Genomic DNA, 23,317 nt, shown 5'->3' on the forward strand with positions numbered 1-23,317 from the left:
AAAACCCTTGACCCAGAAGGATGAAGCATCGTTCGACTCCCTTGTCGTCCTAGCAAGAATGCGTCATCCAAAGAGTAGCATTATCCGAATATCGACACAATCCCGATCTGGAACCAATGTGACCTGCAGTGCACTCCATCGCACGGCGAGGCACTCATCACATTCCGCTAAATAATGCTGTTATGTGAATAGTGATCGCATCTAGAGTTTGGGGAATCGCCCGACCTTGGAGTGGGGCGGATGTCCGAAGATGGTGTCCACAAAGGAGTGCGATCCGCATGTTCGTTTCGAGTATCGATCCAGTTGCAGCAGCATTCGCAGGCCTGCTGGCGGTGTCACTTGTGTTGATGCACGATCCCGACGGCCTCGACTTTCGCCGACGAGAAGTGGCTGCGACGCGTCGGTCGCTCGGATCCGCTCAGCGCAATGCCGGGCGGGCGACGTGGAGCCGGCGGCGCTGAGTTCGGTGGCTTACGACGGTTTCGGTCGAGAGCCTTCGAGTATCCGGGCGATCCGCAGTTGAAAGGCGTCGAGCAGCAGCGATCTCGACTCGTCGGTGTCGACGATTCCAGCTGCTTGTGCGACCGACAGGCCGGCGGCGGTCGCAATGACGCCGCGCACCGCCTTGTCATACTCGACATCCGACGTGCTGAGGGGAAGATGCTCGTCGAGCAGGACCCGACCCGACTGGACCAGCCGTTCGATTCCCTCACGGGCCGCCGCCTGTCGTTCGGCGTCGCGCAACATCACCAATAAGTACTCGGCGCCGAGGGTGAGCAGATTCGAATCACTCGACAGGCGTGACCACCAGGCGACGATGACGTCGACGCGTGCGTCGAGGTCATCCGTCGCGCCGGCGAGGTCGGCGACGACGCTGGACAGTTCGGATGTACCCCGGCGTTTGAGTACTTCGAAGCAGATGTCTTCCTTGTTCGCGAAGTTGCTGTAGAGCGCACCCACTGTGCGACCGGCCGAAGCAACGATTGCCGCGACCGAAGTGCCGTGGTATCCGACCGATATGAATAGCCGCTCGGCGGCATCGAGAAGTTCCTCACGGATCAGTTCCCGTGATTCGTTGCGGCTCAACGCTTTCCGAGACGCCACGCCATTCCTTCGATGTCTGCAATCCGTTTCGTCGAGCCGCCGATCGCGATCGATGACACCCATGACCCTAACGTGCGTACCACTGGCGCGCAGAAACCGACCAAACGTCAGGTTGCAAACGTTCGGCAATCAGTCGGCGGCGTAAGAATAGCGCTATTCAAATACTGACAATATCTTGATAGTGTCGTCATGTCGGCCGAGCGGTTCGACTCCGACGGACCCATCAATCAACGGAGACACGAATGGGAATCATGTCCGTACTACACAGGCAGCGTCCTGCAGCGACGGAAGTCGACGACGCCACCATCGCCAACGCCTCGCTCACCTTCACTGTCCGCCGGACGTTCGACGCGTCGGTCGAGGCAGTTTGGGAAGCCATCGACGACGACCATGCCTGGGAATGGCTGCCGTTCCCAGGAGTCGGCGTTCGCTACGACTCACCCGAGCGCGGTGTCGGCGTCATCCGCGAGATGGGCAGCGTTCACGGCATCGTTCGCGCGCTCTGGGTTGAGCGGGAACGCTTTTGGCGCTACGAGCCACAGGAGCGCATCACGTTCGGCGTTGTCAGCGGCACGTGGATCCAGTACCTCCTGGTGCGCGAGTACGCCGAGAACATGGAATTTGCACCGAACTCTTCTGGCGGCACCGATGTGAAGTGGGATGTCGCAGTCACGCTGCGATTGCCACTCCGGTTCACCAAGTACGCACCGGCGGTGTGGCGCTTGGCATATCGCGAAGTCGGCCTGGGCTTGCTTATGCAGCGGCGGGTCGCTGCCGTTGAGGCGCTGCGAGAACCACCCACTCAGACGACTAACGGACACCGGCCGAGCCGACTGACCAAAGCATCGGCAGGAGAACGGAAATGACGCAGACAACTCCCCACCACGAGGTTGTAGTCATCGGCGCAGGCATCGGCGGCATCTGCGCCGGAGTGAAGCTACAAGAGATCGGGATCGACGACTTCCTCATCGTGGACCGCGTCGGCGGGCTCGGCGGAACCTGGTACACCCATAGCTATCCAGACGCTGGCTGCGACATCCCCACCACCACATATCAGTTCTCGTTTGCGCGCAAACCCGACTGGGACCGCTTCTTCGCCAAACGAGACCAGATCCTGGAGTACCTCCAGGATGTCGCTGCCGACTACGACCTGCCACGCCGAATGCAGTTCGACACCACCATTGTTCGTGAGGAATGGGACGACAACGCTGGAGTGTGGCAGTTGCATCTAGATTCCGGGGAAGTCATCACCGCCCGGTTCGTGATCAGCGCCGTCGGCGCATACATCAACCCGAAGACCCGACCGAACATCCCCGGCCTCGACACCTACACCGGCGTCTCCATGCACCCGGCGACCTGGGACAACGACTACGACTTCACCGGCAAACGCGTCGGCATCATCGGTGTCGGCGCCAGCACCATGCAGATCGCACCCAAGCTCGCCGAACAGGTCGCGCGGCTCGATATCTACCAACGCACCCCGCAGGTTTACCTGCCGAAACCGGACTTCGTCCTGCGTCCGTGGATGCAGCGCTTCCTCGCCCTGCCAGGCGGTTCGGCAGTGGTCAACGGAATTGCCCAAAGTGTCGTCGACTTGGCGTTGCGCGTAGCGATATTCACCCCCGCGCCGCTGTGGAAGCGCGCGGCACGAGTGGTCGATTTCGCCGGACGGCACGCCTACTCCGGCTGGGTACGACACAAGGTCAAGGACAAAGAGCTTCACCCGCACCTGCGTCCCGATTTCGGCATCGTGTGCATCCGCGGCGGTGCGGGCGGTGGCTACCTGCCGACCCTCAACCGCGACAACGTCGAGCTTGTCACCGACGGCATCGCGGAGATCACCCCCAACGGAATCCGCAGCACCGACGGGACCGAACGCGAAATCGACGCCCTCGTGCTGGCGACGGGTTACGAAGTGTTCTCAGATCCGGAGAGCTACAAACCCGAAACTGTCATCGGCCGTGACGGATTCGACCTCGGCGTGTTCTACAACAGCGAGGAACTCAAGGCTTACTACAGCACCGCCGTGGCAGGCATTCCCAACCGGTTCATCATGGTAGGTCCGTACTCGTGGACGGGCACTGCGTTCCACTACTTCGTCGAGAACGCGATGCGCCACATCGCGACCGTCATCGACGAAACTCGACGACGAGGCGCCTCGGTGGTCGAGGTTCGCCCAGAAGCCCAAGAACGCTTCCACCAGGAAATGATCCGTAGCGGCCGAAACCTCTCCTACTACCTAGAGACTCGCTGCGAAGGATCCAACACCTACTTCGTGAATTCTCAGGGCAAGTCCCCGTACATCCGCCCCTGGTCGTTGTTGAAGACCTACCGGCGGGCAACACGATTCGACCGCGACGACTACGAGTACCGCGTCCCCGCCGGCGCTGTGCGCACCGTCTCCGGTGCCGATGAGCTGGACCTGGTTGGAACCGTGAACGTCACATCGGTGCTCGAATAGAGTCAGGACATCCTGACGTTCCCGATTACCGGTCGCGTCAGGATGTCCCGATGGACCGGAAGTGACTAAGTTTCACGGTGCGATCGCGACACCGAGGGACATCGCACCCCAGGTCTTCGGTACAGACTTCTCGTAGAAGCAATCGATATCGCGAATTTCGAATCCGGCCGTCTCGATCAACCCGCGAATGTCGCGATTGAGGTGGCAACCGCCCGCAACCGTGCGTTGGACTGGATTGAACCGGTGCTGCCACTTTTGCACTGCGGCGTCCGGTGCGAGACCGTGTTCGACGAAATGGAATGCGCCGCCCGGCACCAAGACGCGGCGCACCTCCGAGAGGGCCGCCTTCACATCGGGAATGGTGCATAGCGTCCACGTCGACAGCGCCGAATCAAAACTGTTGTCTTCGAAGGGCAATGACTGTCCGTCGAGTCCCGCGCGCTCGATGGGAACGGCCGAGGCGGCCACCCGCGAGGCTGCCATGTCCCAACCGCGGTCCGCGGGTTCGACGGCGCTGACGTCTGTCACCGACGCCGGATAGAACGGCGCGTTGCGCCCTGATCCGAAGCCGATCTCGACCACGCGACCGGACAATCCCGTGCAAGTCCGCTCACGCACGGAATCCAGCATCGACGAACCGCAGGTCAGATCGACGATTCGGGGGAGTATCCGATCTTCGTAGAAACCCATTACGACACCTCTCGGTCCACAACGATCGTAGACGGGCGCGAGTTTTAGATACGCGACGCTGACGGAAAGCCTGCGACCTAGCGGCCGACGAGTGCGGGGACTCGTTCGTCGCGCAGGTAGAGCGCGGTCCACAGCAGGATGCCGAGGTAGACGGGGAACAGCACGTGGCTGAAGATCGGGTTCTCGTTGATCAGGTGAACGGACACGACGCTGCTGAGGTAGCCGGTCACGAAGATCGCGCCGATCACCGCTGTCGGCCGGAAGAGCAGTAGGGCAAGGAAGATCAGCATCGCGATGCCGGAGATCGGTCCCAAGTGCGCCGGAACGCCGAGTTCCAGGAATCCTTTACGCGAGGTCTCGCCGTTGAGTAGGTGTGCGATCGCGTCAACGGTCAGGAAGGCGACTACGAGGCCGCCCATGATCGTGCCCACGCGGCGGGCCTTGCGAGAGATGCCGTTGGTGGCGGGAGCGGCTGCAATCTGGGTGAGTGTCATGTCATGTCCTTTGTTGGTTCGGCTTGTTGGAAATGACTCTGCGGTACGCGGTTTACGGTTTGTTGACGGTCAACTATCGGATCCAAGCCGGAATCCCATGCCGCGCATGACGGTGGTGACGTGGCTGGTGGGACGGTGCCTACCGCCGAAGGCGGGGTTGCCAGAGCTTTCGGCGACGAGGACTGACTGCGTGTGTGTCACGCGAGATGCGAGGTGTGTACAGGGCTACCGGCACGGCACGCCATTTGAGTGTTACGGCCGGTCGGGCGATCAGGGTCGAGGCTTCGGCGGCGGAGAGCAACGTGCGCGTGTGTTCGCTGACGAGAATGGTGTCGCCGGTTCGGCGGGTGGCGGATTCGACACGGGCCGCGACGTTGACGACGTCTCCGATCACGCTGAAATCGTAACGGCCGGCACCGCCCAACGTGCCGGCGACGACCGTTCCCGAGTTGAGGCCGATGCCGATGCGGGGTTCACGATCGCCTACGACGACGGCGATTTCGCACGCCGCAGCCAGCGCTCTGCTGGCGTGATCGGTCAGCGGCTGGGGAGTGCCGAACACGGCGAGCAGTCCGTCGCCGATGAATTTGTCGACGTGACCGCCGTGGCGGGCTATCACGGGCACCACGAGCTCGAAGAGTTGGTTCAGCATCGTCACCACCTCGCGGGCAGTGTGGGTTTCGCTGTAACTCGTGAACCCGCGGACGTCGAGGAAGAGTGCGGTGATTTCGACGTCCTCGCCATCCGTGATCGACTCACCGCGGGCGAGGATGTGTTCGGCGACTGCCGGATCGACGTACGCGCCGAAGGTGTCTCGAATATGGTCTCGCTCGCGCAATCCGGCAACCATGGCATTGAAAGACAATGCGAGTGAACCTATTTCGTCTGCCGAAACAAGCGGGACGTTGGCGGTGAGATCGCCGTGTCCGACTTTGGTCGCAGCAGCGCGTAGCTGGTCGAGTGGCCGGGTGATCGAACGAGCGAGCGGGATCACAAGCCAGCTTGTGACCGCAATGGTCACAGCGATGGACGCGGCGATGCCGAATAGCAGCGATTGTGGCGTGCGGTCGCCGACGTATCCGGTCACGACCGTTCCCGCGACCACCGTGATCCCCGTGACGGTGATCAGGAGACGGCGGATCAGGCTGACGTGCACGGTGCTCGACGCGGCCGCGTCGTGCTCGAACATCACAGAGCCGATCTGAGCGAGCGCGGGTTGCAACAATCGTTCTTCGGCGAAGAGGCGCACCGCGATCCAGAAGAACCAGACGAGTCCCGAGCCGATGAACAGTGCCGCGACAGACACCCGGTCCAGATCCATCTTCCAACGCGCTGCCAGAGTCCATGCAAATACCAACGCGGTGACCAGGACGTAGGTCGCCACCGACCGCACAGGCAGCAGCGGCGCGCGAGCAATGGCGTCCCAGGTCGCGCGAGCGGTGGATGGATCTCGGGTTCTGTTCCAAGCCTCGAGTTGGCTCAGTGCTGGCCGCATCAACCAGATCGCCAGCGCTCCTTCACAGGCACCACATCCGAATGCGCCGACAGCGAGAAACATTCGCTCGCCGAGCGAGGCCGGCACGTACATCGGCAGTACAAGAAAGCTGGTGAAAAGGGTTACTACGAAGCCGAATCCCTGGATACCGAGCAGTGCACGCCGCACCGATCGGACGCCGCCGTGCTCGTACTTGTCCGCCAGTCGCGACACCGTCCGGTCCTGGCGTTGGCTCACTGCACTCCGGTGCCGTTCATCCGGTCAATCGATTCAGCAGCGGTCGGGCCGCGCTGAGGATTTGGTCGATTCGGCCGTACGACGCCACCGACGCCACTGTGCGCAGCAGGGTCGGCGAGAGGCGGAACAGTCCGTAGCCGAGCCATGCTTCCGGGTTGACCGGGACGATCGCCCAGTTGTTTCGCACGGACCGTTCGATGACTCGCGCCACCTTGTCGGGTCCGCCGAATCCCAATGACGTTTGGACCGAACCCATCTGAGCTTTCCATTCGGCCTGTTGTTCCGGCGTCAGACCGTTGCGCTCGCCGTTTGCGAGCAGGTTCGTCCGAATCACGCCGGGGCAGATCGCCGTGACTCCGATGTTGTGTTTACGTAGTTCGACCCGCAGCGACTGCGTGGCCATCAACACGCCGATCTTCGCCACGCCGTATGCAGGTTCGAGCTGCGACGGGAGGAATGCCGCGCCGGAGGAAATGTTGACGATGTGGCCGTGCACTCCGTTGTCGATCATCTGTTGGGCGAACACCTTCGAGCCGTACACCACGCTCATCAGGTTGATGTCAATCATCCGTTGCCATTGAGGGATGGTCGTTTCGACGAACCCGCCGAGATCCATCACGCCGGCGTTGTTGATCAGCACGTCTGCGCCGCCGTACATGGTGCGTACCCAGCGGGCGAAGTCTTCCCATTGGTCCTCGCTTCGCACATCGAGTCGGTAGGGCACGGCTTCGCCGTCCGCGTCTTTGATCGCTGCGACGGTTTCCTCGGCGCCTGCCTCATCGATGTCGGCGACGATCACCCGATTGCCCTTGCGTGCGAACAGCTTTGCCGTCTCGCGGCCGATCCCGGCGCCTGCACCGGTAACAATGACGTTCTTCATCGCGAACCTCCGAAGATCTTGCCGGACAACGAGACTCCCCAGTCGGCGACGTCCATCGACGCCAGTCCGCTGAGACCGCGCATCGCCGACGGCGAGATCCGGGAGAGGTAATAGCCGGCCCACGCTTCGGTGCCGACGGGAACGGTCGAGAGGTTCCACCGGATCGCCCGTTCGATCGCGATTGCGACACGGTCGGGGGAGCGACCGATGTAGCGGTGTCCGGCGGCGAGTTTCGCCGACCATGCGGAACTCTCGGTGTCGTCTACACCCGCACGAGTTCCGTTGGCCGCCAAGCTGGTCCGTATCAGGCCGGGGCAGATCGCGCTGACACCGATGCCCTTGCCGCCGAATTCCTGCCGCAACGCCTGGGTGCCGAGCCATACGCCGGCCTTAGCTGTGACGTATGACGGCGCAATGGCAGTGGGTAGAAACGCGCCGACCGACGCGACGTTGACAATGTGTCCGCGCCGTCCCGCGTCGACCATTCGCTCGACGAACAGTCGTGAACCGATGAGTGGGCTCATCATGTTGATCTGAATCATGCGACGCCAGTCGGCACCGGACTGCTCGAGGAATCCGCCGCCGATGAGAATGCCCGCGTTGTTGATCACCACATCAGGCACGCCGAATTCGCTGCACGTCCAATCGGTGAAGCTTTCCCAGTCCTCGACGTCTGCGACGTCCAGGCGCCGAAACACTGCGTTGCCGCCCTTGTTTCGGATGAGGTCCACGGTCTCGGTGCCGGTCGCTTCGTTGATATCGGCCACGATCACCGCCGAACCTTTGCGCGCGAGACGGCTTGCCGTCGCTCGGCCGATGCCGCTACCGGCACCTGTCACCACTGTCACGGTCATCAATCGACTCCCTTGTCGTGTCACGAACTTCTACTTCAAAGAATAGCGTTATCTGGAAATCAATACAATCCCAAAGGCAACCAACTTTCACCCCCGTGCGCGCGTCTCACCCTCAGAGGGGTGAAAATCACGCACGGACTAGTTGGTCGTGATGGATGCGCCGGTTGGGTGGATTGCCGATGAACTCGTCGATGATTGCCGTCACGGCCTCGGGGTTCTCCATCATGGGGAGGTGCCCACACCGGGGCAGGAATTCTTCCCGGTCTGGGTTGAGTGTGCGATTGAGGTCGCGCCCCGCGCGCGGCGACAGACCTAGGTTCGCGGCACCCCACACCACCGCGAGCGCGGGAAAGTCGGCACCCGGACGCAGTTCGTCGACCGCGCGCAGCAGGGTGAGATCGGAGAACAATTCCGCCATCGACGTCAGCCTGCCTCGGCGGCTCCAGCCCGCCCCGGCGGCGACCGCGCCGGGCAGTGGCGACCGTAAACCGCGGCGCCAACCACGAGGTCCGTACTGAGCTGCGATGACGTACTTCGTAACCGGTGCAGGCACTCGAATCCGGCGAGCGACGGCATTGGATAGTCGGGGAAACTTCGCCGCGGCCGGCATCACCCAGCCGATGACGCCCTCGCGAGCGGTGTGCTCGGACAGGGGGTTCAGCAAAACCAACGCATCGAAGATGTCGGGACGACGGTCGGCGAGGAGCAATGACATCGCACTGCCCATGCAGTTGGCGACCACGGATACCCGCTCGGTCCCGAGATGATCGATAAAGGCGGACAACAGGTCAACGTACTTATCGAGCGTGTAGCCGGTTTCCGGCATGTCCGATTCGCCGAAACCGAGGTGGTCGAGGCAGATCACTTCGTGCTTGTCCCGCAGCACGCGGACCTGCTCAGTCCAGATTTCCTTGGCGGCACCACCGTTGTGCAAGAAGAGGATCGCCCTACCGACACCCTCGCGCGTATACGCGACCTGGTTGCCGTTGTGGCTGAAGAACTGCGTAGTCATCGTTCGCTCCTTGATCCTGGGCATACTCGAGCACGGACCGTGCGTGAAATTCACCCCTGGGCGGGTGAGACGCGCGCACGGGTTACTTGACATTTATCTCCAACTGCATTGCGCCGGTTGGGCTTACCGACGCGAGGGCTTGGGAGATGAGGGCGGAGAGGTCGATCCCCTGTGTGACGTTGCCGGCTTTGGTGAGCAGCGGACCGATGATCGGATAGAGGGCGACCAGATCCGGACCCACTCGCTCCAGATAGGCGTCGACGTCGTGGAGGAACGGGATCAGGCCGGTGCCGGTCGTGTATGCCTCGGGTACGGGTCGCGCGTCGAGAAGAACTTGGATGGAGTCGACGACCTCTTTGACCTTGTCGCCGAACTCCGCGAACACCGGACCGGATTCGGCCATATCCGCGCCGGCGATCGCGACGTCCGGACCCGGGACCTGCGCGTTGTCGAGCAGAGCGCGGATCTGTGGCGCGCGCGAGAGCAATGTCGCCGCAAGGAGGTCGGAGGCGTGGGTGAGTTGGGGTAGCACGGCATCGGTGCCCTCTAGTGCGGTTCCGAAGGTATCGATGATCGACGCGATGGCCGTGGGGTCGAGTTGCTGCAGCAGCGTCGTCACGGTGCGAGCGACCTCGGGCATGGACCTCGGTGTTGCGACGGAGTGGCTGTTCACCAGTTGCCCGTCGCCGATGTACGGACCGTCCCCGGTGTTGGGGCGAAACTCGACGTAGGGCTCACTGAGTGCAGACAGTGCCTCGATGACCACCGTGCTGTCGACAGGAATCCGTCGTCCTTCGTCGATGTCGAATCGCACCTCGACTCCGTCGACGGTGTTGGTCACCTTGGTGACTTGGCCAACCCGTATGCCGGACAACAGAATCGGGGAGCGTGGTACGAGGTTCGCCGAATCCGGTATCAGCATGATCGCGGAGGTCGGGCGTTCGGACCAGTCGACTCGGGCGACACCGAACAGCAGGTAGGCGACTGCCACGACCGCGACGGCCAGGATCGAACCCAACGACAAGATTGAGCTGAGCTTGGGCGCTCTCATCGGACCATCCCGATCATGCGCAGGGTGTTCAGCACTTGGTCGATCTGATCGTCCGACGAGACGGGTTGAGCGGAAACGGTTGTGTCGGTGCGGATTCCGTGGATGTTCACCGTCGGTCGTTCGGCCCACGGTATGAGCTTGTCTCGAAGGAACGCGATGATCCGGTTCAAATTCGACGGTGCGGACAGATTCAGCGGACGGCCTGTGTTGAGCAGCATCGGGAGGAATGCTCGGGCGGCTGCGTCGCCGCTGTCTGCAAGTGGCGCAATCCATTCCAAGGCATGCACGATTCCGCCCAAGGCGCCGATAACGCCGATGACGCCGATCAACGACTGGGCGATTTCAGTGATGTCAACAACGCCGGTGGGAGTGAGGATCTGGCCGAGCTGGTCCTGATTGTCGAGAATGAGCCGGGCATTGGTGTCGATCGAAGCGATGAACGCGTCGAGGTCGCCCTGGTTGTTCGCGACGTCGACGATGTCGCGTTTCAGGATGTCGGCGATGCGAGCGGTCTCGGCGGGGTCGGCAGGCAGGGCAGCGTTGACGCGGGTGATCGCGTCCTGTGCAGAACGGAGAGCGCCGCCGGAAACGAAGGTCGCGAGCCCGGCGAGAACGTCCTCGACTTGGAGGGCGGGTTCTGTTCTCTCCAACGGAATGGTGCCGCCTGCGTCGATCTTGTCGGATGTCGGTGCGCCGATCGGAATGTCGAGACTGATGTAGATGTCGCCGAGGATGGTGTCTTGACGCAACTGAGCGGTGGTCGAGCTCGGCAGCGTGACCGACTGCTGAATGTCGACATCCGCTATGACCGATCCGGGCCGACTCGATGTCGGGTCTGCGACGGTCAGCTTGTCGAGATCGCCGATGTGGTCGCCGTTGGCGATCACGCGCGCGTGTGACGGCAGGTTGAGGGCGTTCGCGAACTCGATGTGGATGGTGTAGGTCGGGCCGCCTGCACTGCTACCCGGGAGGCTCAGCGCGGCAGGATCGACCCCGCAGCCGGCGAGGGCGACTGTGCTCAGTAGGGCGACGACTCCTGCGCGGGTTTTCATCGAGCACCTCCTGCGGGGCCGAAGACGAGTGCTGCGAGATCGGCCGGCGTCAGGCCGGTTGTGGGCGGGGCGTAGGACACCATGGGGACGCCCGTGGCCGGGTCCGTGATGGTGCGAAAGCCGGATTCGAGTGCAGGAATCATGTCGATGAGCCGTTCCAGAGTGCCGACGTGGGCGGCGACGAGGTCGAGGAACGGCACCGTCTTGTCGAGTAGTTGCAGGATGGGTCCGCCGTACTTGGTGGTGATGTCGTTGAGCCACGGCAGAATCACGACGATCGAGTTGACGACCTGCACCACTTGATCCCAGATCGTGTTGACCAGTTGCAGCAGGGGCGAAAGGTTGGTGAGCATGGTGCGCAGATCCCCCCAACCGTTGGCGATGCTCTGCGATAGCGAGGACATGGTGTCGATCAGCGTGCCGATCCGGCCGATGGCGGCGTCGGGTGAGCGCAGCGCGGCTGCCAGCTTGGTGACGATGTCGTTGAGCTTCGGTCCGGTTCCCGCCAATGACTGGTCGAACTGAGTGACAGCGGCGCTGATGGTGCTACGAGCGGCGGGGTCGTTGCCGCCGTCGAGCTGGTCGGCGAGACTGGCGAGTGAATCCAGCGTCTGAGTAAGGCTTTTCGGCGTTGCGGTCTTGGTGATGCATTCGCTGGGATTCCACGCGGGACCCGCCATGTCGTTCACTGCCAGCCGTCGGTCCGCGACGATGGTGTCGGAAACCGTAGTGGCGCTTGCGGTATCGCGTAGCGGATGGTCGGCGTCGATGCGGAATTCGACGCGAACACCGGTGCCCTCGGTCCGGATGTCGCTGACCGCGCCCACCAGGATACCGCGCAGCGTGACGTCGTTGCCGACATACAACCCGACCGAGTCGGGCATGATCGCGCAATAGTCGATCCGGGCTTTCGTCGGCTGCAGCAGAACGAAGGCACACGCGGCGGCGATTGCGGCGACGACAACCGCGCCGAGGATCGAGACGAAGCCGCGGGACGCGAGCAAGTTCCGCAACATCAGCATCCCCTTCCAGACACGGGAACACAGATGGGCGCAACGGTCAGTCCGGAGTGATCGACTGCGATACCGGCAGGAGTGACGATGCTGCGGAAGCGGTCACCGGCTTGCACGAGCAAGTCGAGAACGGTGCCGAGGCGTTGGCCGAGTTCGTTGAGTTGTGGCACGGCGGCGACGATGCGGTCTGCCAGTGGCTCGAGTTGCTCGCTCCAGGCAGGCTCGATCGCGGCGATACGTGCGAGCAGTTCGTTCGCGACGCGCAGTGCTTCGATGACATCTGCTTTGCGGTTGAGGATCTGGGTTTCCATCAGGCCGATCTTGGACAGCATGGCTCCGATTACCGACTTGCTGTCGCTGAGAACGGTGAGGTATTCCTCCGCCACGTCGAGTGCGCGTGATACGTCCGCGTTCTGTTTGTCGAGCAGCCCAACCATGGTCGAGACGCCGTCGGCCATCGCGTTCACGGAGTTCGGGCTCGTTTCCAGCGAGGCGGTCAGCTGGGCCAGGCTGCGTTGCAACGTGCCGGCGTCGATTTCGGCAAGCGGACGTTGCGCGTCCTGGAGGGCTTCGACGAGGTTGTACGGCAGGTGAACTCGGTCGGCTGGGATCGGTTCGTCGCCGAGCGGTTCGTCACCCGACGGCGACACGGCGACGTAGTGGCCGCCGATCGGAGTGAGCATGCGGATGTCGAGCGAGGTCTCGCGGCCCAGGAAGACATCATCGCTGACGGTGAATTCCATCCGTACCGATTCGTCGGTCAGCTCGACCGATTTCACGGTTCCGACGGATATGCCTGCGATGCGGACGTCGTCGCCTGGGCGCACCGAGCCTCCGTCCGACAACATCGCGGTGTAGGAGTCTTTGCCGAACGGAACCAGGTAGATGACGGCGCTCACCGCGACGATGATCACGACGACGAGGACGCCGGCGATGCCGAGCACGCGTTGGGTCCCGCGGTCGGTGTCTTCGCCGTACCGTAGCTCGCGCACCCAGCGCACTCCGGATCTCAGCCGTTGCATATCGAAATCCTCTGTCCCGCAATAAGTACCGCGACGATCCCTGGGACCTCGGCGGAACCGTTGGCACACGTCCGGTTGACCGGGTTGTTGGGGTCGGGCATGAGATTGGTCAGGGATTGCAGCAACCCGGGAAGTTTGTTCAACAGGTCGATCGCGGTGTCGGGATCGGGGAACAGCAGCCGGATGTCGTTCTGTAGGTCGGGATTGTCGGGTTGTGTGAAGCCAAGTGCGGCAAAGAGATTGTTCAGCGGTCCGAGTACCGACGGTGCGGCGTCGACGAAGTCCATCAGTCCCTCGAACTGCTTCTGCAGGTTGACGAAGACGTCGCTGATGCCCTGGATGAGGGTTGCCGTTTCGGGGGACTTTCCGCCGAGCTGTTCGTAGACCTGCTCGAAGTTGCGCAGCAACACCGAGACGACCTGTTGCCGGTTGCTGACGAACGATGAGAGCTTGTCGATGGCGTCGAGCGTCGACCCGACAGCTTTGCCGTCGCCTTCGATGACGGCGATTGCGTTCTGCAGGAACTGATTCACTGCTTCCGGTGAGAACTCTGCCAGCACGGGTTCCATGCCGTTGAACAGGGCGGTGATATCGAACGACGGAATTGTGCGGTCCGTGCCGATCAGCGTGTCCGGCTCCAAAGATGTTCCGGGCGAGCCTGGTTGCTGGATATCGACGTATCGCTGACCGGTCAAATTCTGGTAGCGAATTGCGACCTTGCTGGTCTGGTAAACAGGGCGGTCGTCGACGACGGTGAACCGCACTCGAGCCTGGTTGTTGTCGAGATCGATCGCGGTGACCTTGCCGACCGCGACACCGAACATCCGCACGTCGGCGTTGGTCCGCAGACCGCTCGCATCGGTGAACATTGCCTCGAAGGTGCGGGTCGAGCCTTCGACCGGTCGCTGGATCGCGATGACGATTCCCGCGAGCAGGGCGCCGATCAGCGCGGTGAATACGACCAGGCGGACCACCAGTCCGAGTTGCGAACGGCCCCTCATCGCACACCGCCGGGTAGGCCGCGGAGTAACAGCTCGGCATCGACCTGGGGGCCGGTGGGGGTCGGTCGGAAGGTGCGGTCGAGGCGGTCCAGCAGCTCGGTGAGTTCGGCGTGCGACTGCCCCGGGCGGGGCACCGTCTGGGCAATTTGTCCGAGGACGACGGCAAGGTTGTCGGCGTACCCACTCAGCGATCCGCGAGCTGTCCCGAGCACATCGCGGATCAGTGGGAAGAGCTGATCGACGACGAGCGAGACGCCGATATCGAAGCGTTCACGATCGTTGCGCAGGACCTCGATGTGGTAGATCCGATCGATCAATTCGACGAAGCCGCTACCGAATTGGGCAGCACCGTTGAAGAACGACGCGTACTGCGCGATGAGGAACGACGACGGATACTGCTGCGAATCAGCGACTGCACGACTCACGCTTACCAGTGCCTCGACGAACGGGGCGAACGCGTCGAAATCGGTGCTGATCTTGTTGAGAACGTCGGTCAGTTGTGGAGTAAGGACGGTCATCGTGGTCGCCGACAGTGTCCGCAGCATCGTGCCCATCGTCGCGTCGCGAACACGGTCGTCGCCGGTCAGATCGACCTCCGCGCCGTTGGTGAGTGGCGTGCCGCCCTCGCCCCGGTGCAACACCACCTCGCTGATGCCGAACAGGTTGGCCGGGGCGTAGTCGATGCGCAAGGTGTCGGTGAGCCCGATCAGGGCGGACCGATCCAACCCGAGCGTGATCACCCGTGTTCCATCAGGAGAACCATCGACAGCGGTGACCTTTCCAACCTGGGTCCCATTGAGCCGCACACCGGTGCCGTCCGAGACGCCATCGCCGGTCACCTTGGTCCGTAGCTGCACATGGATCGAGCTGTCGTCGGGCGCGGTGACAATCGCGCGCCAGACCAGGCCGACGACGATCACGAGAACCAACGTGATGGCACCGACGATCAACGACGTGCGCCGACTCGTCGACACTCCGGGCATTCCATACAGGGGTGGCATCAGATCATCCTGAGAACGTGATCGGAGAGTTGATGCCCCACAACGCAATTGTGAGCACCATGTCGAGCGCGATGATCGCGATGAAGCTGGCACGAACAGCACGCCCGCTGGCGACACCGACGCCTTCCGGTCCGCCGGTGGCGACGAAGCCCTGGTAGCAGTGGATCAGGATCACCGCGACGGCGAACACCAGGATCTTCAGTGTCGCGGCGCCGATGTCGTACAGGTTCACGAATTGGAAGAAGTAGTGGCCGTACACCCCAGCGGATTGTCCGTGCACGATCAGCACGATCGACGAGCATGCGAAGTAGCTCAGCACCAAGGTGACGAGGAAGGTGGGCACTACGGTCACTGCCCCGGCGATGACACGGGTCGTGACGACGAACGGAATCGACTTCAGGCCGAGCGCTTCCAGGGCGTCGATTTCCTCGGAAATGCGCATCGAGCCGATCTCCGCCGTCATTCGGCATCCGGCTTGCGCTGCGATGCCGATCGCGGCAGCGATCGGTGCGAGCTCGCGGGTGTTGGCGAACGCGGAGACAATGCCGGTGAGCGGTCCGAGGCCGACGAGGTTCAATGTCGTGTAGCCCTGGATCCCGACGCCGGCGCCGATCGCGACGCCGAGAATCACGAGCACCGGTACCGTGCCGCCGCCGACGATCACAGACCCCCGACCCCACGTCATGTCGGTGATCGTCCGCATCGTCTGGGCGCGATACCGGCGCAGTGTCAGCGGTATCGCTGTGAGTGCCTGCCAGACGAAGCTCACCACAAAACCGGTCGACTCGATGGGTCCCACGATCATTCGTCCGCCACGTTTGAGGCGGTCCGGTGTTGTCATTACGCCACCTTCGTCGGGAAGAACATCGAAACGATTTGTGTGATACCGACATTGACCAAGGCGATGGCAACCACCGACAGCACCACCGCAGCGTTCACGCCATCGGCTACACCACGTGGTCCACCCTTGGCCTCCAGCCCTCGATGGCAACCGATGATCACGACGAGAAAGCCGAAGAGCAAAGCCTTGACGAGCGAGATCGCAACGTCGGTCAAGGTCGCGAACGACCCGAAGGTCGCCCAGTAACTGCCCGGTGTCACGCCTTGTGCGGCGGTGGCGACGAGGTAGCCGGAGAGCACGCCGACGAAGATGATCAAGATGTTCAGCAGCGGCGCCACGAACAGCATCGCGACCATGCGAGGGATGACCAATCGGTGAACCGGGCTGATCCCCATCGTGCGCAGAGCATCGATCTCCTCGCGGATGGTCCGAGCGCCGAGGTCCGCGGCGATCGTTGCCGTGCCGGCCCCACCGAGCAGCAGTCCGGTCGCCAGTGGCGCGCCCTGCTGGATGACGCCGAGCCCGCCCGCTGCGCCGAGGAGCGAATCTGCGCCCAGTTGTTTGATGAGGTTGCCGACCTGGATCGAGACGACCACTCCGAACGGAATCGCCATGAGGATCGCGGGTATCGCGGTCACGGTGATCAGGTACCACGCTTGGTTCGTGGTCTCCCGCCACTGAAAGCGGCGGGAGACCACATCAGCGACCGAACCTTGTACAGACTCGATCGCCAAGGCTACGAGACGCCCGAGCGTTTCCAGGGCCGACAATGCGGTCTGGCGTACGTTGCTGCGGAGTACTCCCGCGAGAGAGTCGGGCATCGTTTTTCCTAGGCTTGGATTGAAAGTTCGCGAACGTGCTCGGTCGTTTCCGATACGCGCGAGTAGGTGTAGTCGTCGGCGGGAAATGAGCGAGAGGCTCTGCGTGCCTGCAGGATTGTCGACGCGCGCAGAATCGGGATCTCGTTGTCCGCGTTGACCCAATAGGAGTGCACGCCGGCATTTAGCTCGGTGAAGTAGTACTTCAAATTCCGTCCGCGATGCAGCATCCGAGCATGGAATCGGTCGAGGGCTGCCGGCCGGACCTCGGTCCGAGTCGCGCCGCGGTCGCCTGCCAAACGGATCGCACGAACGACGTGTGTGACGGCGTTCTCGACCAGGCCATGCCAACCGCCGTTGCCGGTCCACGAGTACGGGCCGACGATGATCCACCGGTTTGGGAAGCCCGGCACAGCAACGCTCTCGTATGCCTTCATGCCGTTGCTGGTGAAGAACTCGCCGAGGTCGGCGCCGCGGGAGCCGACGACGCGACCGCGAGCATACGAGGTCGGTTCAGAAAACAGCTCCCACCCGACAGCTGTGACGAGGTAGTCGAACTCATGCACAGTGCCGTCCGTTGTCTTGACACCCTCCGGCACGATCCGTTCGATCGGCGTGGTCTCGAGGGTCACATTGTCTCGGTTGAAGGCTCGCGGGAAGCTCGAGTTCAATGTCGGTCGGTTGCCGAACGGTCCGAAGTTCGGCAGGAGCTTTGCTGCGGTAGTGGGATCGTCAACAACTCGTCGCAGGTACGCGCTGTAGAGCCGCCGGCTTGTCCGGTCGAATCCCCGCATTGCGGGTTGCATCAACCTCGCTGGCGTGTAGAACAGCGCAACCGTCCCAATCTGCATTACCGCTTGCGCGATTCCGTGGATTCCGGCGGACAGGCCTGGAACGTGGAGTGCGAAACGCACCGGGCGTGGAATCGCGAAGTCCGGCTTGGGAACGCAGTACACGGGGGTCCGCTGGAACACGACCATCGACTCGACCTCAGCCGCGATGTGGCCCGCCAGCTGAACACCGGTTGCGCCGGTGCCGATGACGCCGACTCGTTTTCCGCGAATGTCGTGTTCTGGCTGCCATTGGGAAGGAACGACTTTCACGCCGCTGAAAGACTCCAGGCCGGCCAGGCCCGGTGACTTCTTGGGGTTGAGGAACGGGCCGACCGCGGAGACGACGAATCGTGCGGTCAGCTGCGAGCCGTCGCCGAGTGTGAGGTGCCAGTAGTGCATGTCGTCATCCCATCGCTCAGCCTGCACGTCTGCGCGAAACCGGAAATGCGGACGCAGCCCGAACTTGTCGACGACCCGGTTGTGGTAGGCCTGCACTTCGGCCCCGGGTGCAAACACACGCGACCAGTTCGGATTTCGATCGAATGTGTACTGATAGGCAATCGACGGAATATCAACTGCGACACCGGGGTATGTGTTGTCACGCCAGGTTCCCCCAAGGTCGTCCGCGCGATCGACGATCAGGAAATTGTCGATCCCGGCCTGCTTCAACCGCACGCCCGCGCAGATGCCGCCAACTCCTGCGCCGATAACGACGACCTCGTAGTCCGGCTGTGGCGCGGCCATGTCAGCGATTCCCTTCGAGACGCTTCGCCATCGGTCGGCCGAAATTTGACCGGTACGCGAGTCGCCACACTGGCTTGAAGTACTTGACGAACCGAAACGGGTAGCGCGGCGTAGTGGCGACCGTCCACGTCAGCTTCGTGCGGCCGTCGGGCAATGGCGTCAGGGTCATTCTTTCGGCGTAGTTCCGGACAAGCAGTGAGTACATCCAGGTGCCAGTGACTGCGTTGTAGCTCATTTGGTGAGAGCGTTCGTGTCGCCAGAACTCTTCCCGTTGGATCCACAATGACCGGAAAGGCGCACCGACAGAGCCCATTTCACGAACTATCCCAACCCCGCGCTCGCGCGACGGGTATGTGACGCCAACACCGGGGAACGGCAGCCACTCGAACATGGCCTCGCTGTCGAGCAGTTCCCACACGTCGTCCGGAGATGCGTCGAAGGTGTAATCGGTAGTGAAGACCACCGACGCTGTTTCGAAGGTGGATTCGTTCGATGGAGGCGAGGGTCGTTGTTTCGCCAGAATCGCGGTGACGCTCATTCTTATCCCTCGACTTCCACGAGCGTGCGATCCGCGGTCGCTTGGGCGGGCAAGGTTGCGGTAAAGCGGTAATGGTCGAGCGGGAAATGCCGGTTGCTCCAGTACATGTCGAACTGGGTTGTCGCCCTGAGCGCAGGAGCATTGCCCTGGTAGTTGATGTAGTAGGTGCGCGAATCCGCGCAGCCCAGGTCGAACAGGTAGGTGTTGTTGTTGCGAGCGAACATCCGCTGGAAGTACTCGTCGTGCGGTTCCTGGCGGATCTCGGCGCGAGTGGCGCCACGGCGGCGCGATTCGGCGACGACGCGTGCGGCGTGCGTCGAGGTCGCTTCGATCAGGGGGATCACCGAACCGGGGGCGTAGCCGTACGGTCCGAAGATGTGGAACATGTTGGGATACTTGGGAACCGATACGCCTTCGTAGGACTGGTAAAGATTCTCGTCCCAGAATTGGCCCAGTTCGACGCCGTCGGAGCCGTAGACCGGGTACGGCGGTGTTGCACCCTTGTCCATGACTTTGAATCCGGTGGCGGTGACCACCATGTCGAAGTCGCGGTGTTCGCCGTCGGCCGTGACGATGCCGGTCTCGGTGAACTTCTCGATCGGGTCGGTCACCAGATCGACGTTCGGGCGGGTGTAGGTCTTGAAGTACACGTTGGAAATCGAGGGACGTTTGCAGCCCAACCGGTAGCTCGGGATCAGCTTCTGGCGCAGTTCGCGGTCGCGAATCTGGGTGAACAGGTATGCCTTCAGCGCTCGCTCGCCCACACCAAGGACAGCGGACGTCGCCCGTGGGTAGTCCGACAGTGCGAAGCCGAGTCCAAGGAACGCGTTGACGGCGATGTTGCCGAACAGGCGGACCCCTTGCTGAACGGGCGGCATGTCGAGAACCCGGTTCCAGCCGTCGCCCATCGCGAAGTCAGGTTTCGGAGCGACCCAGATTGCGGTCCGTTGGTAGACGGTCAGCTGCTCGACCTGCTTTGCGAGTTCTGGAATTGCCTGCAGCGCAGTGGCTCCGGTGCCGATGACCGCGACTCGCTTACCGCGATAGTCGTACGAATGGTCCCAGCGGGCGGTATGCATGATTTTGCCCGAGTAGCCGTCGATGCCGTCGATCGGCGGCAACTTGGGCTGCTCGAGCACGCCGACCGCGCTGACGAGGTACCGCGCGGTCAGTTCGTCGCCGGCCTCGGTGGTGATGCGCCACATGTCGTGTGCGTCGTCGAACACCGCCTTCTCGGCGCCGCAGCCCAGCCGCAGCTTGCCGCGCAAGCCTTGCTTGTCGACGACTTCCTCCGCGTAGCGCTGAATCTCGTTGCCCGGGGCGAAGAATCGTGACCACTTCGACCGTTGCTGGAACGAGAAGTTGTAGATCGGCGACGGAACGTCCACTGCCACACCGGGGTAGGTGTTTGCGTTCCAGGTGCCGCCGACCTTGTGCCACTTGTCGATGATCAGGAAGTTCTCGACGCCGACTTTTTTCAGCGCCACTCCCGTGCCGATGCCGCCGAAGCCGGCCCCGATGACGAGCACTTCGTACTGCGGCCTCGGGCTGGACCCGTTTCTGGACGTCATCGTCCTACCTGCTTTCCCTCAGTGATCGTGTGAACGAACTTGCCGATCTCGGCGATTGCAGCACGCGCGTCGGGCAGAACGTCGGCCGCGACGTGGAAGTCGTGGATTGCGTGGTCCCAGATCTGCAGGGTGTACGGCACACCCGCTTCGGCGCAGCGATGCGCCAGTTGTTCGGCGTCGTCGCGAAGTACTTCGGTGGAGCCGACCTGAATCAGTGCGGGCGGCAGACCGGTGAAATCGTGGTTCACCGGCGACCAGGCCGGATCCAATAGGCCGTCCGGCGCGAACCCATGCGACACGGGCACCGACAGCAGGAACGCCGACATCACCGGATCGATGGAGTCGTTTGGATGCGCGGCGCGTCGGGTGGAATCGAGATCTGCAAAGGGAGCGATCGCGACGATCGCACCCGGAGTGGGGAGTCCGCGATCACGGATCGCAAGGGCCGCAGCGAAGGCCAGACCGCCACCCGCGGAATCGCCTGCGAGGACGATCTTGTCGGAGGCGAACCCGGCATCGAGCAGATGCCCGTACGCGTGGACGGCATCGTCTACCGAGTCGGTGATGTGCGCCTTCGGCAGTTGCCGATAGTCGACATTGAGCACTGGCATTGCGCATGTGCTGGCAATTCTGGCGGCGAGCCGGCGATGACTATGGAGGCCGCCTGCGACGAACGCGCCGCCGTGCAGGTACACGACTGCTCCGCCAGTAGGGTCGCTTGGTCCCTCGATACTGTTGTGCCACAGCCATTCAGCGCGAAAGTTCGCGAAATGGACTTGCTCACGCCGTGTGCCGCGCGGAGCGCGTAGAGGTGCCAAGACGACTTCGGCAACGTTGGCGACGCGGAAGGCCGGTGCCCCGGCGAACGGTCCACGGGCTCCGAGTTGTGCGATCGTATCCGCTGCGGGGCGCAGCGTTGACCGTGCGATCCGATGTGCGATCCGAGTCGACGGCCGCGCACTGTTGACCAGCTCGACGTGCACCGTCATGCCGATACCTCTACTGCCACTGGGGTTTCGAACTTGTAGTCGTCGAGCGGGAACTTCCTGTTGCCGCGTCGCGCTTCGAAGAAGCTGGACGGCCGGACGTAGGTGCTGTCGCCCTGGGAGTTCCGGTAGTAGGTCGGGACGTGTCCGTTGAGGTCGGCGAGGTAGTAGCGAAGTGACTCGCCTTGCTTGTAAATCTGGTCGTGATAAGCGTCTGCGGCTTCCTTCCGGATTTCGCACACCACCGCGCCGCGACGCCGACTCTCGGTGATGGCGCGGACCGCGTGGCCCGCCGTCATCTCGACAAACGCGTGCCAGCCGGACCCGGTCCAGGAGTATGGCCCGACGAGCGTCCATCGGTTCGGCAACCCGTGCACCGAGACGCTCTCGTAGGCCTGCAAACCTTCCTCGTTGTAGAACTTGGCGAGGTCGAATCCGTTGCGCCCCACAACGGTTCCGGGACGGTAGGTCTCTGGATCGGAGAACACCTCGTAGCCGGTAGCGAGCACGATCACGTCGACCTTGTGTAATGCCCCGTCACGCGTCTTGACCCCGGTCGGGGTGATCTTGTCGATCGGCGTCGTGATCAGCGAAACATTGTCGCGGTTGTAGGCGCGCAGGTAGGAGTTGGACATCGTCGGGCGCTTGGCAAGGATTCCGAAGTTCGGCGTCAGCTTGGCGCGCGTATCCGAGTCGGTGACGACCCGTTTCAGGTATTGCCGATACCCCGCGAGGCACGCGGCATCGAACCCGTCCATCACTGGGTGAATAACGCGTCCCGGACTTTTGATGACGGCACGCAACACCAGATCGATTGCCACCAAAGCGCTTCCGTGCAACGCCGGCTGGACGCCTGGTATGCCTAGCGCCCGCTGCATCGCGGGCGGAACCGTGAAGTCCGGCTTCGGGATCGACCAGACGGGCGTGCGCTGGAAGACATTCAGCTGCCGAACCTGCGGTGCGATGGCGGGGATGATCTGCACCGCGCTGGCGCCGGTACCGATGACGGCGACGCTCTTGCCTGTCATGTCGTAGTCGTCGTCCCAGCTACTCGGGCGCTGGATCTTGCCCTTGAACGAATCCTGACCGGCGATTCCGGAGTCGGCCTTCGGGCGAACGAAGGCTCCGACCGCGCTGATCAGGTACCGGGCGGTCACCTCTGAACCGTCCGCGAGATGAAGGCGCCAGAACCGGCCGTCGTCGTCCCACTCCTCGCGCTCGACCGTGCTTCCGAAGCGGACCCGCTCGTAGATGCCGAACCGTCGGGCAACGTCGGCGTGATACTGCTTGACCTCGGCGCCGAGCGGAAACATCCTGCTCCACTTGGAATTCCGGGCAAACGAGTACTGGTAGGCGATCGCAGGAATGTCGACGCCGAGCCCGGGGTAGTGGTTCTCGTGCCAGCTCCCTCCGACGTCGTCGGACCGCTCCAGAACGACGAAATCGTCGATTCCTGCAGCGCGAAGCTTGACGCCTGCGGCGATGCCACCAGGTCCGGCGCCGATGATCGCGACTTCGTGGAGGGGTGTGAGCGGCATTGGTATCGACTCCGTTGACGATTCGGATAATGTAATTATTTGAACAGTAGATCTATTCAGATAGCAACGCAACCCTGAATT

General features: G+C 62.6%; 23 protein-coding genes. 3 read left to right on the forward strand and 20 right to left on the reverse strand.

Translation table 11 applies throughout. The annotated features are described in order from the left end of the window. Positions 1–278 precede the first annotated feature (278 nt). Positions 279–461, forward strand: coding sequence for a hypothetical protein (locus tag FGL95_RS10835; RefSeq protein WP_169586457.1), 183 nt, complete (start codon positions 279–281; stop codon positions 459–461). Positions 462–471: 10 nt separating this feature from the next. Here the strand turns inward: FGL95_RS10835 and FGL95_RS10840 are convergent, their stop codons facing one another. Then, complete coding sequence (locus FGL95_RS10840) at positions 472–1,104, reverse strand: TetR family transcriptional regulator (protein ID WP_169586459.1); 633 nt, start codon at positions 1,102–1,104, stop codon at positions 472–474. 242 nt (positions 1,105–1,346) lie between these two features. Between FGL95_RS10840 and FGL95_RS10845 the strand changes: the two genes are divergently transcribed. Continuing rightward, positions 1,347–1,970, forward strand: coding sequence for an SRPBCC family protein (locus FGL95_RS10845; RefSeq protein WP_169586461.1), 624 nt, complete (start codon positions 1,347–1,349; stop codon positions 1,968–1,970). Next, a complete protein-coding gene (locus FGL95_RS10850; RefSeq protein ID WP_169586463.1) occupies positions 1,967–3,565 on the forward strand; it encodes a flavin-containing monooxygenase in 1,599 nt (532 codons plus the stop codon). The genes FGL95_RS10845 and FGL95_RS10850 overlap by 4 nt, the downstream gene beginning before the upstream one ends. A gap of 72 nt (positions 3,566–3,637) precedes the next feature. Here the strand turns inward: FGL95_RS10850 and FGL95_RS10855 are convergent, their stop codons facing one another. The 19 genes from FGL95_RS10855 to FGL95_RS10945 form a co-directional block, all read right to left on the reverse strand. Then, on the reverse strand, positions 3,638–4,255 hold the full coding sequence (locus FGL95_RS10855; protein ID WP_169586465.1) for a class I SAM-dependent methyltransferase: 618 nt from the start codon (positions 4,253–4,255) through the stop codon (positions 3,638–3,640). Positions 4,256–4,332: 77 nt separating this feature from the next. Further along, positions 4,333–4,749 carry a DoxX family protein gene (locus FGL95_RS10860; protein WP_169586467.1) on the reverse strand — a complete coding sequence of 139 codons (417 nt, stop codon included), beginning with the start codon at positions 4,747–4,749 and terminating at the stop codon, positions 4,333–4,335. A 139-nt stretch (positions 4,750–4,888) separates the two neighbouring features. Continuing rightward, entirely contained in the window at positions 4,889–6,481 is a 1,593-nt protein-coding gene (locus tag FGL95_RS10865; RefSeq protein WP_169586469.1) for an adenylate/guanylate cyclase domain-containing protein, read from the reverse strand. Between the two features lie 16 nt (positions 6,482–6,497). Further along, positions 6,498–7,361: an SDR family NAD(P)-dependent oxidoreductase gene (locus FGL95_RS10870; RefSeq protein ID WP_169586471.1), complete on the reverse strand. Its 864-nt coding sequence runs from the start codon at positions 7,359–7,361 to the stop codon at positions 6,498–6,500. After that, entirely contained in the window at positions 7,358–8,215 is an 858-nt protein-coding gene (locus FGL95_RS10875; protein ID WP_169586473.1) for an SDR family NAD(P)-dependent oxidoreductase, read from the reverse strand. The genes FGL95_RS10870 and FGL95_RS10875 overlap by 4 nt, the downstream gene beginning before the upstream one ends. Before the next feature lie 127 nt (positions 8,216–8,342). After that, positions 8,343–9,227 (reverse strand): alpha/beta fold hydrolase, encoded by an 885-nt coding sequence (locus FGL95_RS10880; protein WP_169586475.1) that lies wholly within the window; start codon positions 9,225–9,227, stop codon positions 8,343–8,345. An 82-nt stretch (positions 9,228–9,309) separates the two neighbouring features. Further along, the gene (locus FGL95_RS10885) at positions 9,310–10,278 is read right to left on the reverse strand and encodes an MlaD family protein (protein ID WP_169586477.1); all 969 of its coding nucleotides are present in this window, start codon (positions 10,276–10,278) and stop codon (positions 9,310–9,312) included. Continuing rightward, positions 10,275–11,330, reverse strand: coding sequence for an MlaD family protein (locus FGL95_RS10890; RefSeq protein ID WP_169586479.1), 1,056 nt, complete (start codon positions 11,328–11,330; stop codon positions 10,275–10,277). The genes FGL95_RS10885 and FGL95_RS10890 overlap by 4 nt, the downstream gene beginning before the upstream one ends. Then, complete coding sequence (locus FGL95_RS10895) at positions 11,327–12,346, reverse strand: MlaD family protein (protein WP_169586481.1); 1,020 nt, start codon at positions 12,344–12,346, stop codon at positions 11,327–11,329. The genes FGL95_RS10890 and FGL95_RS10895 overlap by 4 nt, the downstream gene beginning before the upstream one ends. Next, positions 12,346–13,365 carry an MlaD family protein gene (locus FGL95_RS10900; protein WP_169586484.1) on the reverse strand — a complete coding sequence of 340 codons (1,020 nt, stop codon included), beginning with the start codon at positions 13,363–13,365 and terminating at the stop codon, positions 12,346–12,348. The genes FGL95_RS10895 and FGL95_RS10900 overlap by 1 nt, the downstream gene beginning before the upstream one ends. Beyond that, the gene (locus tag FGL95_RS10905; protein WP_169586486.1) at positions 13,353–14,366 is read right to left on the reverse strand and encodes an MlaD family protein; all 1,014 of its coding nucleotides are present in this window, start codon (positions 14,364–14,366) and stop codon (positions 13,353–13,355) included. Before FGL95_RS10905 ends, FGL95_RS10900 begins: the two co-directional genes overlap by 13 nt. Further along, a complete protein-coding gene (locus tag FGL95_RS10910) occupies positions 14,363–15,367 on the reverse strand; it encodes an MlaD family protein (protein ID WP_169586488.1) in 1,005 nt (334 codons plus the stop codon). The genes FGL95_RS10905 and FGL95_RS10910 overlap by 4 nt, the downstream gene beginning before the upstream one ends. A 4-nt stretch (positions 15,368–15,371) precedes the next feature. Then, positions 15,372–16,208 (reverse strand): MlaE family ABC transporter permease, encoded by an 837-nt coding sequence (locus FGL95_RS10915; RefSeq protein WP_169586490.1) that lies wholly within the window; start codon positions 16,206–16,208, stop codon positions 15,372–15,374. Continuing rightward, positions 16,208–17,029: an MlaE family ABC transporter permease gene (locus FGL95_RS10920; RefSeq protein WP_169586492.1), complete on the reverse strand. Its 822-nt coding sequence runs from the start codon at positions 17,027–17,029 to the stop codon at positions 16,208–16,210. The genes FGL95_RS10915 and FGL95_RS10920 overlap by 1 nt, the downstream gene beginning before the upstream one ends. A gap of 8 nt (positions 17,030–17,037) precedes the next feature. Further along, positions 17,038–18,603, reverse strand: a complete 1,566-nt coding sequence (locus FGL95_RS10925; RefSeq protein WP_169586494.1) for a flavin-containing monooxygenase — start codon at positions 18,601–18,603, stop codon at positions 17,038–17,040. Between the two features lies 1 nt (position 18,604). After that, positions 18,605–19,141, reverse strand: coding sequence for an SRPBCC family protein (locus FGL95_RS10930; protein WP_169586496.1), 537 nt, complete (start codon positions 19,139–19,141; stop codon positions 18,605–18,607). A 2-nt stretch (positions 19,142–19,143) separates the two neighbouring features. After that, positions 19,144–20,712, reverse strand: a complete 1,569-nt coding sequence (locus FGL95_RS10935) for a flavin-containing monooxygenase (protein WP_169586498.1) — start codon at positions 20,710–20,712, stop codon at positions 19,144–19,146. Further along, positions 20,709–21,701, reverse strand: a complete 993-nt coding sequence (locus tag FGL95_RS10940; RefSeq protein WP_169586500.1) for an alpha/beta hydrolase — start codon at positions 21,699–21,701, stop codon at positions 20,709–20,711. The genes FGL95_RS10935 and FGL95_RS10940 overlap by 4 nt, the downstream gene beginning before the upstream one ends. Further along, positions 21,698–23,236 carry a flavin-containing monooxygenase gene (locus FGL95_RS10945; RefSeq protein ID WP_169586502.1) on the reverse strand — a complete coding sequence of 513 codons (1,539 nt, stop codon included), beginning with the start codon at positions 23,234–23,236 and terminating at the stop codon, positions 21,698–21,700. The genes FGL95_RS10940 and FGL95_RS10945 overlap by 4 nt, the downstream gene beginning before the upstream one ends. Positions 23,237–23,317: the final 81 nt, after the last annotated feature.

The organism is Antrihabitans stalactiti (assembly GCF_012932915.1).
GTDB lineage: Bacteria > Actinomycetota > Actinomycetes > Mycobacteriales > Mycobacteriaceae > Antrihabitans > Antrihabitans stalactiti.

What these genes read in the sequence shown, in the direction of transcription:
- FGL95_RS10850 (WP_169586463.1), top strand. Translation starts at nt 1,967, where the DNA reads ATGACGCAGACAACTCCCCACCACGAGGTTGTAGTCATCGGCGCAGGC.
- FGL95_RS10925 (WP_169586494.1), bottom strand. Translation starts at nt 18,603, where the DNA reads ATGGCCGCGCCACAGCCGGACTACGAGGTCGTCGTTATCGGCGCAGGA.
- FGL95_RS10895 (WP_169586481.1), bottom strand. Translation starts at nt 12,346, where the DNA reads ATGTTGCGGAACTTGCTCGCGTCCCGCGGCTTCGTCTCGATCCTCGGC.
- FGL95_RS10855 (WP_169586465.1), bottom strand. Translation starts at nt 4,255, where the DNA reads ATGGGTTTCTACGAAGATCGGATACTCCCCCGAATCGTCGATCTGACC.
- FGL95_RS10870 (WP_169586471.1), bottom strand. Translation starts at nt 7,361, where the DNA reads ATGAAGAACGTCATTGTTACCGGTGCAGGCGCCGGGATCGGCCGCGAG.
- FGL95_RS10945 (WP_169586502.1), bottom strand. Translation starts at nt 23,236, where the DNA reads ATGCCGCTCACACCCCTCCACGAAGTCGCGATCATCGGCGCCGGACCT.
- FGL95_RS10935 (WP_169586498.1), bottom strand. Translation starts at nt 20,712, where the DNA reads ATGACGTCCAGAAACGGGTCCAGCCCGAGGCCGCAGTACGAAGTGCTC.
- FGL95_RS10915 (WP_169586490.1), bottom strand. Translation starts at nt 16,208, where the DNA reads ATGACAACACCGGACCGCCTCAAACGTGGCGGACGAATGATCGTGGGA.
- FGL95_RS10875 (WP_169586473.1), bottom strand. Translation starts at nt 8,215, where the DNA reads ATGACCGTGACAGTGGTGACAGGTGCCGGTAGCGGCATCGGCCGAGCG.
- FGL95_RS10940 (WP_169586500.1), bottom strand. Translation starts at nt 21,701, where the DNA reads ATGACGGTGCACGTCGAGCTGGTCAACAGTGCGCGGCCGTCGACTCGG.
- FGL95_RS10890 (WP_169586479.1), bottom strand. Translation starts at nt 11,330, where the DNA reads ATGAAAACCCGCGCAGGAGTCGTCGCCCTACTGAGCACAGTCGCCCTC.
- FGL95_RS10845 (WP_169586461.1), top strand. Translation starts at nt 1,347, where the DNA reads ATGGGAATCATGTCCGTACTACACAGGCAGCGTCCTGCAGCGACGGAA.
- FGL95_RS10930 (WP_169586496.1), bottom strand. Translation starts at nt 19,141, where the DNA reads ATGAGCGTCACCGCGATTCTGGCGAAACAACGACCCTCGCCTCCATCG.
- FGL95_RS10885 (WP_169586477.1), bottom strand. Translation starts at nt 10,278, where the DNA reads ATGAGAGCGCCCAAGCTCAGCTCAATCTTGTCGTTGGGTTCGATCCTG.
- FGL95_RS10880 (WP_169586475.1), bottom strand. Translation starts at nt 9,227, where the DNA reads ATGACTACGCAGTTCTTCAGCCACAACGGCAACCAGGTCGCGTATACG.
- FGL95_RS10905 (WP_169586486.1), bottom strand. Translation starts at nt 14,366, where the DNA reads ATGAGGGGCCGTTCGCAACTCGGACTGGTGGTCCGCCTGGTCGTATTC.
- FGL95_RS10900 (WP_169586484.1), bottom strand. Translation starts at nt 13,365, where the DNA reads ATGCAACGGCTGAGATCCGGAGTGCGCTGGGTGCGCGAGCTACGGTAC.
- FGL95_RS10920 (WP_169586492.1), bottom strand. Translation starts at nt 17,029, where the DNA reads ATGCCCGACTCTCTCGCGGGAGTACTCCGCAGCAACGTACGCCAGACC.
- FGL95_RS10835 (WP_169586457.1), top strand. Translation starts at nt 279, where the DNA reads ATGTTCGTTTCGAGTATCGATCCAGTTGCAGCAGCATTCGCAGGCCTG.
- FGL95_RS10910 (WP_169586488.1), bottom strand. Translation starts at nt 15,367, where the DNA reads ATGCCACCCCTGTATGGAATGCCCGGAGTGTCGACGAGTCGGCGCACG.
- FGL95_RS10860 (WP_169586467.1), bottom strand. Translation starts at nt 4,749, where the DNA reads ATGACACTCACCCAGATTGCAGCCGCTCCCGCCACCAACGGCATCTCT.